At 73.4% G+C, this 14,468-nt stretch carries 10 protein-coding genes; 1 reads left to right on the top strand and 9 read right to left on the bottom strand.

Annotated features, from left to right (window positions below; translation table 11 throughout):
• Positions 1–7: 7 nt before the first annotated feature.
• From BLQ67_RS14680 to BLQ67_RS14650, 8 genes are all read right to left on the bottom strand, one after another.
• Entirely contained in the window at positions 8–457 is a 450-nt protein-coding gene (locus BLQ67_RS14680; RefSeq protein WP_092506290.1) for a GyrI-like domain-containing protein, read from the bottom strand.
• Between the two features lie 104 nt (positions 458–561).
• The gene (locus BLQ67_RS14675) at positions 562–1,749 is read right to left on the bottom strand and encodes an NAD(P)/FAD-dependent oxidoreductase (RefSeq protein WP_157674867.1); all 1,188 of its coding nucleotides are present in this window, start codon (positions 1,747–1,749) and stop codon (positions 562–564) included.
• A gap of 62 nt (positions 1,750–1,811) precedes the next feature.
• Positions 1,812–2,762: a phosphotransferase enzyme family protein gene (locus BLQ67_RS16520; protein WP_157674866.1), complete on the bottom strand. Its 951-nt coding sequence runs from the start codon at positions 2,760–2,762 to the stop codon at positions 1,812–1,814.
• Positions 2,763–2,782: 20 nt separating this feature from the next.
• Positions 2,783–3,922, bottom strand: coding sequence for an AAA family ATPase (locus BLQ67_RS14670; RefSeq protein ID WP_092506286.1), 1,140 nt, complete (start codon positions 3,920–3,922; stop codon positions 2,783–2,785).
• Positions 3,919–4,425 (bottom strand): mycothiol transferase, encoded by a 507-nt coding sequence (locus tag BLQ67_RS14665; protein ID WP_092506284.1) that lies wholly within the window; start codon positions 4,423–4,425, stop codon positions 3,919–3,921. Before BLQ67_RS14665 ends, BLQ67_RS14670 begins: the two co-directional genes overlap by 4 nt.
• Positions 4,425–6,794, bottom strand: a complete 2,370-nt coding sequence (gene ligA, locus BLQ67_RS14660) for an NAD-dependent DNA ligase LigA (protein WP_092506282.1) — start codon at positions 6,792–6,794, stop codon at positions 4,425–4,427. The genes BLQ67_RS14665 and ligA overlap by 1 nt, the downstream gene beginning before the upstream one ends.
• Before the next feature lie 211 nt (positions 6,795–7,005).
• Positions 7,006–8,109, bottom strand: a complete 1,104-nt coding sequence (mnmA, locus tag BLQ67_RS14655) for a tRNA 2-thiouridine(34) synthase MnmA (protein WP_092506280.1) — start codon at positions 8,107–8,109, stop codon at positions 7,006–7,008.
• A gap of 184 nt (positions 8,110–8,293) precedes the next feature.
• Positions 8,294–9,421, bottom strand: a complete 1,128-nt coding sequence (locus BLQ67_RS14650; RefSeq protein WP_092506278.1) for a cysteine desulfurase family protein — start codon at positions 9,419–9,421, stop codon at positions 8,294–8,296.
• A 22-nt stretch (positions 9,422–9,443) separates the two neighbouring features.
• Between BLQ67_RS14650 and glgX the strand changes: the two genes are divergently transcribed.
• Positions 9,444–11,567, top strand: a complete 2,124-nt coding sequence (gene glgX / locus BLQ67_RS14645; RefSeq protein ID WP_092506276.1) for a glycogen debranching protein GlgX — start codon at positions 9,444–9,446, stop codon at positions 11,565–11,567.
• A 28-nt stretch (positions 11,568–11,595) separates the two neighbouring features.
• Here the strand turns inward: glgX and glgP are convergent, their stop codons facing one another.
• Positions 11,596–14,133: an alpha-glucan family phosphorylase gene (glgP, locus tag BLQ67_RS14640; RefSeq protein ID WP_092506274.1), complete on the bottom strand. Its 2,538-nt coding sequence runs from the start codon at positions 14,131–14,133 to the stop codon at positions 11,596–11,598.
• Between the last annotated feature and the right edge of the window lie 335 nt (positions 14,134–14,468).

Genomic DNA, 14,468 nt, shown 5'->3' with positions numbered 1-14,468 from the left:
CACCGACTCAGGCGGGGCGCACCGGCTGCTGCAGCTCGACGATCCAGTCGGCCTGATCCGCGGAGGCGGCGCGCACGTACCGCTCGCGGGCGACGCCGCTCGGCACGAGGCCGCGCTCGGCGATCGCACCGTGCAGCGCCTCCCACGTCGCCGTCACGCCCGCCATCGGGCCGTGGTGCTCGAGCGTCGCCACCTGCTCCTCGGCGTCGAGCTCGACGTCCTCGAGCCCCTCCGGCACGAGCATGCCCACGAGGTACCCGGCGGCGACGCGCATGCGGTCGCCGTCGAACGCGTACGTCGCGATCGGCACGTCCTGCGCACCCGGCGCATGCCCGAAGACGGCCTGCACCTCCTGGAACAGCGCCTCGACGACGCCCGCGACGGCATCGACGGGCACGACGTCGGTCGCCGCGGCGATGCGCATGGCGGGCAGGGGGCGGATGTCGATGTCGGCCACGCGGGCACCTTCCTTCGGTGCCGCCAGGCTAGCGATCGCGCGCGGTGCCTCGGCGCTCAGGGGCGTCGACGGTCAGGCGCATCGACGGTCAGGCGCATCGACGGTCAGGCGCGGCCGCGCACGATGCCGCGCCAGTAGAGCCGCGGCAGCACGTGCCGGTCGAGCACGTACCAGGCGCGGTGGGCGCGCAGCTCGTCGCGGACGCGCGCGGGCAGCGACCTGCGCAGCGAACCGCTGCGGTCGTACTCCGCGAACGAGAGGCGGCCCTTCGCGGTCGCGACCGGTGCGACCGTGTAGCCGTCGTACCGGTCGAGGTCGTCGCCGGCACGCTGGCGGCGGATGTTCTCCACCACGATGCGCGTCTGGTGCCGCAGCGCCCCGCCCGTGCGCGCGTCGCCGAGCGCGGCGGTGTCGCCGATCGTCCAGATGCGCGGATGCGTGCGGTGCCGCAGCGTCTCGGGGTCGACGTCGGCGAAGCCGTCGGTGCTCGGGGCATCGAGCCCGGATGCCGCGACGAGCGGCGAGGCGACGTAGGGCGGCAGCAGGTGCAGCAGGTCGACGTGCTGCCGCGTCTCGACGCCATCGGTCGCGAGCACGACCTCGTCGCCCTCGATCGCCGCGACGCGTGTGCCGAGCCGCACCTCGACGCCGAGGTCGTCGAGGTGCCTGCGCCATTCGGCGTCGATCGCCGCGATCGCGTGCAGCTGCGGCTCGTCGTGCACGAGCGTGACGTCGATGGCGTCGAGCACGCCCGTGCGTCGCCAGAGGTCGCACGCGAGCAGCAGCGGCTTCATCGCCGTCTCGCGGCCCGACGCAGGCTGGCCGTGCAGGGTGAAGATCGCGGTGCCGCGCTGCATCGTGCGGATGCGCTCCCATGCGCGATCGAGCAGCGCGTCGTCGAACGTCGAGATGGCCCAGCCCTGCTGCAGCGCCTCGGCCGCGCCGGGGATCGCATCCCAGTCGATCGCCATGCCGGGCGCCAGCACGACGTCGGCGCCCGCGACCTCGGTGCCGTCCGCGCACGTCACGACGCGCGTCACGGGATCGATCGCGACCGCCGCCGTGCGATGCCACGTCACGCCATCGGGGATGAGGTCGGCCTGCGGGCGCTCGAGCTCGCTCGCATCCGCGAGGCCGAGGCCCACGTAGTTCTGCAGCGGCTTGTACACGTGCCGCGTCGACGGTTCGACGAGCCCGACGTCAGGGCACCCCTTGCGTCGCAGCCGTGCCGCCGTCGCGAGTCCGCCGTTGCCGGCGCCGATCACCAGGACGTCATGTCGATGCGTTGCCATCTCCGCGACGCTACGGCGATGCCGTTCGGCGCGCGCGGCCTTGACGCAGTCGCGCCGCGACCTCAGGGCAGGGCGTACCGGTCGCCGTCGAGCGTGAGCAGGTCCTCGAGGTAGCCGAGGTTCGCCGGCTCGGGCTCGACGCCCTCGGTCAGGTGCCACGTGCCCCATTCCAGCCGCATGTACTCGACCGCCATCGGCCACAGGTCGCGCTCGAGGCTCGTGAGCCGAGGCGCTCGCTCGAGGTAGGCGGCGAGGAACGCGCGCCACTCGTCTCGTGAGAGCGACCGCCCCGCCGAGCCCGCGTCCTCGAGCGGGAACAGCAGCACCGCGACCGCGAGGTCGAGGATCCGCGGTGCCAGCGCAGCGTTCTCGAGGTCGAACGTCAGCGCACCTTCGGCATCGAAGAGCAGGTTCGCGGCACGGTGGTCGAGCGAGCAGGGCATGAGCGGCAGCGCGGCGTCTCGCACGGTCGCGAGCGTCGTCGGGAATCGGCGCAGCGCCGCGATCCATGCGGCAGGGTCGGCGCTCGGCCAATGCTCCGCGGCGGACGCACGGACGGCCTCGACGTCGTCGGCGATCGACGCCGGCGCATCCGATCCCCACTCGAAGGCGGGGAAGTCGTCGACGACCAGGTCGGCGGATGCGGCGTGCATGGCGCCCAGCAGCCTGCCGGCCGCCCGGACGTCGTCGACGGATCCGTCCCAGCCGCGTCCGTGGAGCCGCGGGTACGCGACCCACCGTTCGGTGCGCGCCTCGTCGTCGCCGTCGACCTGCACCGCGACGGGCGACAGCAGCGGCTCGACCGTGCGGATGCCGCGCGCCACGAGCGCCCGCTGCCACGCCTCGAGGGCATGCTGCCCCGAGCCCCAGGTGCGCTTCACGACCGCGGGGACATCGCCCTCCGGCCCGTGCACGCGCGCCCACCAGACGAGCGCGTATGCATGGATGGAGTCGGTGCCGTCGATCGTGACGTGCGTGCCGAAGGCTGCGCTGACGCTCGCGTGGACGCTCATGCGCTCCACGCTACGGGCCGTCAGCGCTTCGGCCAGTGCCAGGCCGGTCGGTCGAGCGGCCCCTCGCGGCCGGCGACGAGCGTCTCGCCGTCGTGCTTCTCGAGCTCGACGCGCGTGCCGCCGAGCGCATCCGCCAGCCGCTGCTGGTGCGTGACGACCACGACCTGCGTCGCCTCGGCGGCCTGCCGCACGAGCGCGGCGAGCGGCTCGACGAGGTCGACGTGCAGGCTGCGCTCGGGCTCGTTCAGCACGACGAGGCTCGGCTTCTCGGCCGACAGCAGCGCGGCGACGAGCAGCAGGTACTGCAGCGTGCCGTCGGAGAGCTCGGGCGCCGCGAGCGGACGCAAGAGGCCGGGCTGCTCGAGCGAGACGCTCATGCGGCCGTCGGCCATCGGCAGGCGCAGCCGCGATCCGGGGAACGCGCGGTCGATCGCGGCGTGCACCTCGCGATCCCAGCCGGCCTCGATCGCCGTCTGCAGCACGGCGGCCAGGTTCGCCCCGTCGTCGTCGAGCCGCACGGCGCGCGTCGCGACTTGCGTCTGTCGCGCGGGCGCGGAACGGTCGGTGCGCAGGGCGTCGTGGAACCGCCAGCCGCGCAGCATGCGTCTGGTGCCCGCGAGCTCGGCGGCCTCCTCGTGGCCGGCGAGCTCGTCGAGCACCGACGCCCACGGATGCATGTTCGTGGCGAGCTGCTGCCAGCCGTCGTCGCCGCGCATGCGGGCGAGGCCCCGCACGCGCTCGACGAGCACGCCCGCCGGTCGCGGATCGAGCCCGGCGAAGACGTGCTCCTGCTTGATCTCGGGATCGAGGTCGAAGGCGCTGCGCGCGGCGACGGGGATGCCGAGATCGATGGCGTAGCCGAGCTCGTCGGTCGCGACGCCCAGCCGCAGCGCGACGGGCCCCGAGCGCACGGTGCCCTGCACGGCGCGGCCGCGGCTCGAGCCCTGCTCGGGGCCGGCCCAGCGCACGGCATCCATGCCGCCGACGGCCGCGAGCGAGCCGATGATGCGACCCTCGCCGCAGTCGGCGAGCAGTCGCAGCGCGCGGTAGAGGTTCGACTTGCCGCTGCCGTTGGCGCCCGTGACGACCGTGAGGTCGCCGAGGTCGACGACGAGCGACCGGATCGACCGGTACCCGTCGATCGCGAGGCGGCGGATCATGCGCCCAGCAGCCCCCGCGCGTAGGCGGCCTGGCCGGCGTGCTGCACGTCGTCGTCGGCGATGCTCACGAGCCGTACGCCGAGCGTGACGGGAGGATCCCACCGCTCGTCGACGACGCGGTCGAGGTCGGCGGGGGCGAGCGTCGCGAGGTAGGCCGTCGTGCGAGCGTGCACGGCGTCGAAGTACGCGAGCGCGGCGTCGGCGGATGCGGGGCGCACGCGGGCGACGTCGGCGGCGTCGTGCCCGTAGCCCGTGTCGTGCGGGTCGGCGTCGAGGCCGAACGACGCGGCCCAGTCGCCCGACTGCCACAGCTGGGGCTCGTCGAGCAGCTCGGACACGTGGTGGTCCTGCACGCGCGTGAGGTGCCACACGAGCCAGCCGATGGTGTTCGCGCCATCGGCGGGGCGCGCGACGAGCTGCTCGGGCGTGAGGCCCTCGACGGCGCGGCGCACCTCGCCGGGGATGCGGCCGTAGAGCTCGTGCAGCAGGGCGATGGCGTCCATCAGGCCTCCTCGTCGGTCGTGGACGCTGCGTCGGCCTCGCCCGCCTCGTCGGGCAGCGCGATCGCATCCGGCCCCTCGGTCACGAGCAGGTGGAACTGCGCGGCGTCGATGATGCGCACGCCGAGCGTCTCGGCCTTCGTGAGCTTCGATCCGGCGCCCGGACCCGCGGCGACGTAGTCGGTCTTCTTCGACACGCTCGACGCGGCCTTGCCGCCGGCGCTCATGATCGCCTCCTGCGCGCCCTCGCGGCTGTAGCCCTCGAGCGATCCCGTCGCGACGACCGTGAGGCCCGCGAGCACGCCGCCCGCGGCAGCGGCGGCGCCCGGTCCGGGGTGGTCGGGCGTCGCGAAGCGCACGCCGTCGGCACGCCACTGCGCCACGATCTCGCGGTGCCAGTCGACCTCGAGCCAGTCCTTGAAGGCGTCGGCGATGATCGGGCCGACGCCCTCGACCTCGGCGAGCTGCTCGCGCGTCGCGTCCTCGATCGCCTGCAGCGAGCCGAACCAGCCGGCGAGCGCCCGCGACGCGACGGGGCCGACGTGGCGGATGTTGAGGCTCACGAGCTGGCGCCACAGGTCGGCGGTCTTGGCGCGCTCGAGCTCGGCGACGAGCGTGAGCGCCTGCTTCGACGGTTGCTTGCCCTCGAGCCCCTCCTTGCGCTCGGCGGCGGTCGGGTTGCGCTGGAACGGCGCGCGGCGCACGATCTCGTCGGTCTTCGGGTCGCGCTTGGGCTCGCCCGTCTCGCCGTCGCGCACGACGACCTCGATCGGCACGAGCTGCTCGAGCGTGATGCCGAACAGGCCCGCCTCGGTCTCGAGCGGCGGCTCGGCGGGCACCTCGGGCTGCGTCAGCGCGGCCGCGGTGACCTCGCCGAGCGCCTCGACGTCGAGGGCGCCGCGGCTGCCGATGTGCTCGACGCGACCGCGCACCTGCGCGGGGCACGACCGCGCGTTGGGGCAGCGCAGGTCGATGTCGCCCTCCTTCATGGGGCGCAGCTCGGTGCCGCAGTCGGGGCACTCCTTCGGCATCACGAAGGCGCGCTCGGAGCCGTCGCGCAGCTCGGCCACGGGGCCGAGCACCTCGGGGATGACGTCGCCGGCCTTGCGCAGCACGACGGTGTCGCCGATGAGCACGCCCTTCGCGACCACGACGTCCTGGTTGTGCAGCGTCGCCTGCCGCACGACCGAGCCCGAGACCTTGACGGGCTCCATCATCGCGAACGGCGTCGCCCGGCCGGTGCGGCCCACGCTCACGACGATGTCGACCAGCTTGGTGTGCACCTCCTCGGGCGGGTACTTGTACGCGATGGCCCAGCGCGGCGCGCGGCTCGTGGCACCGAGCTCGTCGTGCAGCGCGAGCTCGTCGACCTTGATGACGATGCCGTCGATCTCGTGCTCGACCGAGTGCCGCTCGCGACCGTACTGCTCGACGAACTCGACCACGCCATCCACGTCGTCGACGACGCGCAGGTACGGGCTCGTGGGCAGACCCCAGCCGGCGAGGAGGCCGTAGACCTCGGACTGCGTCGCGACGGGCGGGTCCTGCCACGCGCCGATGCCGTGCACGTAGAGGCGCAGCGCCTGCACGCGCGCGTCGCCGGCCTCGCGGTCGAGGCCGTCCTTCTTGTCGAGCTGCTGGCGCAGGCCTCCGGATGCGGCGTTGCGCGGGTTCGCGAACGCCGGGAAGCGGCGCAGCGCCGAGTCGATGGCCTTCTGCTCGTCGAACTCGCCGCGGCTCGCCTCGGGGCGTGATGCCCACCGCTCGCGCGTGAGGTCGAGCTGGCGCGCGCGCAACCGCTCCTGCAGCTGGTTGAGCGCCTCGAACTCGGCCGACGGGATGAAGACCTCGCCGCGCACCTCGACGAGCGCGGGATGGCCCGTGCCCGAGAGCTCGCGCGGGATGCCCGCGACGCGCAGCGCGTTCTCGGTGACGTCCTCGCCCACGCGGCCGTCGCCGCGCGTCGCCGCCGACACGAGCGTGCCGTGCTCGTAGCGCAGCGCGATCGCGAGGCCGTCGATCTTCAGCTCGCACAGCCACGCGCCCTCGCGGCCGGCCGAGGTCACGGTCTTGGCCGCCCACTCGCGCAGCTCGTCGATCGAGAAGACGTTGTCGAGGCTCAGCATCCGCTCGGCGTGCGTGACGGGGTCGAAGAGCGCGGAGACGGTGCCGCCGACGGTCTGCGTCGGCGAGTCCTGCGACTGCAGCTCGGGATGCTCGGCCTCGAGCGCCTCGAGCTCGTGCACGAGCGCGTCGTACTCGGCGTCGGAGAGCACCTGCGCGTCCTGCTGGTAGTAGGCGTCGCGTGCTCGCTCGATCTGCTCGCGGAGCTGCTGTGCGCGGTCGTTGGCCGCGTCGAGCGTCGTCGTCATGCCCCCATCCTGCCGTCATCCGCCCACACGCATCCGGCCCCTTGCGACGCCCGCGCCGATGTCGGGCCGGGACTGGTCGCAGTTGCACCTCGACTGGTCAGCGATGCACGCGACTGGTCGCAGATGCACGCATGACTGGTCGCCATTGCAGCGAAATTGCGACCAGTGTGGTGCAACTGCGACCAGTCATGATCCAGGGCAGCCGCGAGCGTCAGACAGGCGCGGGCTCCGCGGCGACCGTGCGGTCGATCGTGCACTGGCCGAGCACGCGCGTGCCGAGGTACAGCACGGCCGACTGGCCGGTCGCGACGCCAGAGAGCGGCTCCTCGACGCGCACGACGAGCTCAGCCCCGACGAGGGATGCGGTCGCGGGCACCGGGTCGGCGTGCGCGCGGATCTGCACCTCGACCGCGAGACCGTTCGCCAGGCCAGGGTGCTGCTCCCCCGCCCACGAGATGCGGCGGCCGCCGAGCTCCACGACCGCGAGCGCCTCGCGCGGACCCACGACGACCTCGCGCGTCGCCGGCTTGACCTCGAGCACGAAGCGCGGGCGCCCGTCGGGGCTCGGCACGCCCAGGTGCAGGCCGCGACGCTGCCCGACGGTGAAGCCGTGCGCGCCGGCGTGCTCGCCGACCACCGTGCCGTCGCGCTCGACGATCGCGCCCGGCGCATCCCCCAGCCGCTCCGCGAGGAAGCCGCGCGTGTCGCCGTCGGGAATGAAGCAGATGTCGTGGCTGTCGGGCTTCGACGCCACGGTGAAGCCGCGGCGCTCGGCCTCGGCACGCACCTCGGCCTTCGACGGGGTGTCGGCGAGCGGGAACATGCAGTGCGCGAGCTGCTCGGCGTCAAGCACGCCGAGCACGTACGACTGGTCCTTCGCCCAGTCGGCGGCGCGGTGCAGCTCGGGGCCGGATGCCGTATCGACCACGCGCGCGTAGTGGCCGGTGGCGACGCGGTCGAAGCCGAGCCCGATCGCCCGGTCGAGCAGCGCGGCGAACTTGATCCGCTCGTTGCAGCGCAGGCACGGGTTCGGGGTGCGGCCGGCGGCGTACTCGCCGAGGAAGTCGTCGACGACCTCCTCCTGGAACCGCTCCGAGAAGTCCCACACGTAGAAGGGGATGCCGAGGCGGTCGGCGACACGGCGCGCATCCATCGCGTCCTCGACGGTGCAGCAGCCGCGGGATCCGGTGCGCAGCGTGCCCGCGTTGCGGTTGAGGGCGAGGTGCACGCCCACGACGTCGTGGCCGGCCTCGACGGCGCGCGCAGCGGCGACGGCGGAGTCGACGCCGCCCGACATCGCTGCGAGCACCTGCATGCCTCCACGGTACCGAGCCGCGCGCGTCCCTCCGAAGCCAGGACTGGTCACAGTTGCACCACGCTGGTCGCAGTTTCGGTGCAATAGCGACCAGTCATGCGCGCATCTGCGACCGGTCACGTGCAACTGCGACCAGTCACGTGCATCTGTGACCAGTCACGGACGCGGCGAGCGGAGGCGCTGCCTACGCCGACGCCGCGCGCGCCGTCGCGATCGCTGGCGGGAGGGCGGCGCACAGCGCGTCGACGTCGTCGGCGGTCGTCGTACGGCCGAGCGAGACGCGCAGCGGCGCAAGGTGACCGAGGCCCATCGCCCGCAGCACGTGCGACGGCTCCTGCACGCCCGCGGTGCAGGCGGAGCCGTTCGACACCGCGAAGCCGAGCCGGTCGAGCGCGAAGACGACGGTCTCGGCATCGACGTCGGCGAGGGCCAGGTGCGCGATGTGCGGTGCGCACTCGACGCCCGCAGCCGTCGCCCGCACGCCCGGCACCGCAGTCCCCGCCGCGAGCACCCGATCCCGCAGCGCAGCCAGACGCGCGGACTCCGACGCGAGCTCGTCCACCGCCTCCGCGATCGCGATCGACGCGAGGTGGACGCCGAGCACGTCCTGCGTGCCCGAGCGCAGCCCGCGCTGCTGCCCGCCGCCGTGCACGATGGGCGCGATCGGCGCGTCGCGCGCGACGAGCAGCACGCCGACGCCGACGGGGCCGCCGACCTTGTGCGCCGAGAGCCCGATGGTCGTGACCCCCGCGGCGCCCAGTCCGAGCGATCGCGCCGACAGCGGCACGTGTCCGAGCGCCTGCACCGCATCCACGTGCATCGGCACGCCTGCGGCAGCAGCCAGTGAACCGAGCAGAGCCACGTCCTGCACCGTGCCGATCTCGTTCGACACCCAGATCGTGGTCGCGAGCGCCGCCCCCTCCAACGCCAGAGCGAAGGCAGACGCGTCCACGACCGCCGACGACGAGATCGGCACCCACCGCACCTCGCGCCCCGCGGCCGCGAGCGCCTCGGCGGTGTCGAGCGTCGCGTGATGCTCGCCATCGGGCACGACGAGCGCACCGGGCCGCACCCTCGCGATGCCCTGCAGCGCGAGGTTCGTCGACTCCGTGCCGCCCGACGTCAGCACGACCTCGGTGGGGTGCGCGTCGAGCGCCTCGGCGATGCGCTCGCGCGCCTCCTCGAGCAGCGCCGCCGCCCGCTGGCCCGCACGATGCGTGGATGCGGGATTCGCGAGCGCGGGCGCCTCGGCCATGGCTGCGAGCACCGACGGCCGCAGGGGCGTCGTGGCAGCGTGGTCGAGGTACCGCATGGCGTCGCCTAGCCTATGGAGCATGGATGGGTTCGTCGGAGACCTCGGTCTCCGTCAGACCGAGCAGGGCCACAGCCTGCGCGTGTGGTCGCGCAACGCGACGTCGATGGAGCTGCGCATCTTCGACGCGCACGACCTCGACCTCGTCACCCACCGCGTGCCGATGGTGCGGCACGACGGCGACGTGTGGAGCGTCGAGTCCGACCTGCTGCAGCCGGGCGTCGCGTACGCGATCGGCGTCGACGGCCCGAGCGGCCCCACGCATCGCTTCGACCCCAGCAGGCACGCGCTGCCGCCGCATGCGAAGGGCATCCAGCGCACCCGCTCGGGCGACCATCGCGCGACGGTCATCGACTCGACCTTCGACTGGGGCGACTCGAGGCGCCCGGCGACGCCGCTCGACGAGACCGTCATCTACGAGGCGCACGTCAAGGGCCTCACGCGCCTCTCGCCCCACATGCCCGCCGAGCTGCGCGGCACGTACGCGGGCCTCGCGCATCCCAGCACCATCGCCTACCTCAAGGACCTCGGCGTCACGGCGGTGCAGCTGCTGCCCATCCACTACTTCCTCTCCGAGCAGCGGCTGCTCGGCCAGGGTCGCGTGAACTACTGGGGCTACAACACGCTCTCGTGGCTCACGCCGCACAGCGACTACGCGTCGCGCGCCAACCGGCTCGACGGCACGGGCGGCGTGCTGCGCGAGGTCAAGGGCATGGTGCGCCTGCTGCACGAGGCAGGCCTCGAGGTCTACCTCGACGTCGTCTACAACCACACGGCCGAGGAGGGCCCCGGCGGCCCCGCGCAGAGCCTGCGCCTCATCGACGACGCCTCGTACTACCGGCAGACCGACGAGGGCCACTACATCGACGTCACGGGCTGCGGCAACACCGTCGACTACTCGCTGCCCGCTGCGCAGGCGCTCGTGCTCGACAGCCTGCGGTACTGGGCGCACGACGTGCAGATCGACGGGTTCCGCTTCGACCTCGCCGTCACGCTCGGACGCGGCGAGGATGCGTCGTTCTCCCCCGACCACCCCCTGCTGCGCGCGATCGCGACCGATCCGACGCTGCGCGGCGTGAAGATGATCGCCGAGCCGTGGGACGTCGGCATGGGCGGCTGGCAGGTCGGCCAGTTCGGCGACGGCTGGAGCGAGTGGAACGACGGCTACCGCGACCGCGTGCGCGAGTTCTGGCTCGCCGACCACCGCAGGCTGCGGCACGGGGATGCTGCGACGACGTCGGTCGGACCCATCGCGCATGCGATCTCGGGCAGCCAGGGGTCGTTCACCGGCCGCCGCGGCCCGCTCGCGAGCGTCAACCTCGTGACCGCGCACGACGGCTTCACGCTCACCGACCTCGTGCGGTACGACGAGAAGCACAACCTCGCGAACGGCGAGGACAACCGCGACGGCACGAGCGACAACCGCTCGTACAACCACGGCGTCGAGGGCCGCACCGAGGACGTCGACGTGCAGCTCGATCGCCGCCGCTCGATGCGCAACGTGCTCGGCACGCTGCTCGTGTCGGCGGGCATCCCCATGATCACGGCGGGCGACGAGTTCGGCCGCACGCAGCGCGGCAACAACAACGCGTACTGCATCGACTCGGCGCTCACGTGGATGCCGTGGCTGCGCAAGCCGTGGCAGGACGAGTTCCTCGAGCAGACGCGCAGGCTCATCCGCCTGCGCCGCGAGCATCCGGCGCTGCGTCCGCTCGAGTTCGGCCGCGATGACCTCCGCGTCGCCGGGTCGAGCCAGATGGAGTGGTTCAACGCGTTCGGTGCACCGATGACGATCGAGGACTGGGACCACGCCCACGACCGCACGGTGCAGTACATGGCCGAGTCGACGCCGATCGACGAGCCGTACTCGCGCGTGCTCGTCGTGCTGCACGGCTCGCCGCGCGACGCGCAGGTCACGGTGCCGAACGCCGACGGCGTCGAGGGCTTCGAGCTGCTGTGGTCGAGCGCCGACGACCGCCACGACGGCGAGGTGCACGTGCCGGGCGACACCGTGACGGTGCAGCCGATGAGCCTGCGCGTGTACCGCGTGGATGGCGTGCCCGAGTCGGGCGAGCCCGAGGCCGAGCTCGTGGTCATGCGCTCGCGGTCGACGCCGCCGCCTCCCCCGCCGCCGACGATCGGCTGACGCCGGTCGAGGTGGACCGGCCCGACCGTCAGCCCGCGACCGCCACGAGCCCCAGCTCGGCGGGCGACGACAGCAGGTCGTGCGCGGGCACGACGCGCACGGCGTAGCCGAACGTGCCGGCGCGCAGCACCGGCAGCGTGGCGGCGAAGCGGTCGGCCGAGGCCGACGCGCCCTCGTGCGCCAGCGCGAAGCGGCGCGTGTCGTAGAGCTCGCCGCCGTCGCCCATGCGGCCGCCCACGACCTCGACGCGCACGTCGTCGGGCTGCAGCGTGCCCAGCTCGACGTAGGCGCGCACGTCGATCGAGTCGCCCACGACCGGCGGGCTGTCGACGCCGTCGATCTCGACGTGCAGCACGCGCACGCCGCCGAACGCGTCGCGCACCCGAGCCGTCCACGCCGCGAGCTCGCGCGCAGGCGCGTAGTCATCGGCCGACACGGCGCGCTCTGCCACCGCGGCGGGCGCGTACAGGTCGCGCACGTACTGCTGCAGCATCCGCTCGGCACTCAGCTCGGGGCTCATGGTCTCGAGCGTGTGGCGGATCGAGGCGATCCAGTCGCGCGGCAGCCCGCGCTCGTCGCGGCGGTAGAACCGCGGCGCCACCTGGTGCTCGATGAGGTCGTACAGCGCGGTCGCCTCGAGCGCGTCGCGCGTCGCCGCATCCACGCGCTCGTTGGCCGACGGGATCGCCCAGCCGTTCTGCTCGTCGTGGTACTCGTCCCACCAGCCGTCGAGGATCGACAGGTTGAGCGAGCCGTTGAGCGCGGCCTTCATGCCGCTCGTGCCGCACGCCTCGAGCGGCCGCAGCGGGTTGTTGAGCCACACGTCGCAGCCCGGGTAGAGCGTCTTCGCCATGGAGATGTCGTAGTCCTCGAGGAAGACGATGCGCTCGCGCACCGCCGGGTCCTGCCCGAACCGCACGAGCTCCTGGATGAGCTGCTTGCCCTGCTCGTCGGCAGGGTGCGACTTGCCGGCGATGACGAGCTGCACGGGGCGCTCGGGATGCGTGAGCAGGGCCCGCAGGCGCTCGCGGTCGTGGAGCATGAGCGTGAGCCGCTTGTACGTCGGCACGCGGCGCGCGAACCCGATCGTGAGCACGTCGGGGTCGAGGAGCCGGTCGACCCACGCCGGCGCGGCGCCCTGGTTGCGCTCGTGCTGGCGCCGCGTGCGCGTGCGCGCCTCGGTGACGAGCTGCTGCCGCATGTCGCGGCGCACGGCCCACAGCATGTCGTCGGCGAGCGCCTCCGAGCCCCAGTCGGCCTTCGTCGTGTCGCTCGCGCCGAGCACCTCGGCGGCGAGGCGCTTGAGGTGCGGCGACGTCCACGTCGCGGCGTGCACGCCGTTCGTGACCGAGCCGATCGGCACGTCGTCGGCGTCGAAGCCCGGCCACAGCGCGCCGAACATCTCGCGCGAGACGCTGCCGTGCAGCCTCGAGACGCCGTTGGCGCGCTGCGCGAGCGCGAAGCCGAGGTGCGCCATGTTGAACACGCCCTCGGTCGCCTCGGCGCCGAGCGCGAGCACGTCGTCGGCGTCGATGCCGGGCACGAGCTCGCCGGTGGCGAAGTGCGCGCGCACGAGGGATGCGTCGAACCGGTCGATCCCGGCGGGCACGGGCGTGTGGGTCGTGAAGACCGTGCCCGCCCGCACGACGCGCAGCGCCTCGGCGAACGACAGGCCGTCGGCGACGAGCGCGCCGATGCGCTCGAGCCCCAGGAAGCCCGCGTGGCCCTCGTTCGAGTGGTAGACCTCGGGCATCTCGCCGCCCGTGCGCTCGGCGTAGGCCGCGAGCGCGCGCACGCCGCCGATGCCCAGCAGCAGCTCCTGCACGAGGCGGTGCTCGCCGCCGCCGCCGTAGAGCCGGTCGGCGACGCCGCGCAGCTCGGGGGCGTTGTCGCGCACGTTCGTGTCGAGCAGCAGCAGCGGCACGCGGCCGACGCGCGCCTCCCAGATGCGCGCGTGCAGCGTGCGACCGCCTGGCAGCGCGAGCGTGACGAGCACGGGGGCGCCGTCGTCGCCGCGCAGCACCGTGAGCGGCAGACCATCGGGGTCGAGCACGGGGTACGACTCCTGCTGCCAGCCCTCGCTCGAGATCGCCTGGCGGAAGTAGCCCGCCTGGTAGAACAGGCCGACGCCCACGATGGGGATGCCGAGGTCGCTCGCGGCCTTCAGGTGGTCGCCGGCGAGGATGCCCAGGCCGCCGGAGTACTGCGGCAGGGCGCTCGTGATGCCGAACTCGGGCGAGAAGTAGCCGATCGAGCGCGGGGCACCGTCGAGCGACTGGTACCAGCGCGCCTGGCTGAGGTAGTCGTCGAGGTCCTGCGCGAGTGCGTGCACGCGGCCGACGAATCCCTCGTCGGCGGCAAGCTCGGCGATGCGCTCCTGGCCGACGCGTCCGAGCAGCTGGATGGGGTCGTGCCCGGCGCCGCGCCAGGCGTCGAGCGACACCTCGCGGAACAGCTCGCGCGTGGGCTCGTGCCACGACCATCGCAGGTTCGTCGCGAGCGCCTCGAGGGGGCGCAGCGACTCCGGCAGCGACGATCGGACGGTGAACGTGCGGATGGCCTTCACGAGTGCAGCGTAGCGACGCCGGGATAGCACAGGCGATGGCGACTCGCGATCCCCCGAGACGGTGCTCGGGCGGATGCGCGGCTTCGGTAGCGTGGGCTCCGTGGCGAAGGAGAAGCGCCGAGGCGCGTTCAGCAGGAGGAAGCCCGAGGATGCGGCCGTGCCGCCCCGGGCAGCAGCACCGGAGCCCGTGCAGGCGCAGGAGCCGTCAGCCGAGCCGCCCGCGCTCGTCGAGCCGCCGAGGCCCTCGCTCGTCGATCCCCCGGCATCCGTCGCATCCCCCGCGCCGGCCGAGCCGCCGGCGCTCGTCGAGCCGCCGAAGCCCACGCTCGGCCTGC

The organism is Agrococcus jejuensis (genome assembly GCF_900099705.1).
In the GTDB taxonomy this organism is placed as follows: Bacteria; Actinomycetota; Actinomycetes; order Actinomycetales; family Microbacteriaceae; genus Agrococcus; species Agrococcus jejuensis.
The sequence above is the reverse complement of the archived record's forward strand: the minus strand, read 5'-3'. Positions and strand labels throughout refer to the sequence as shown.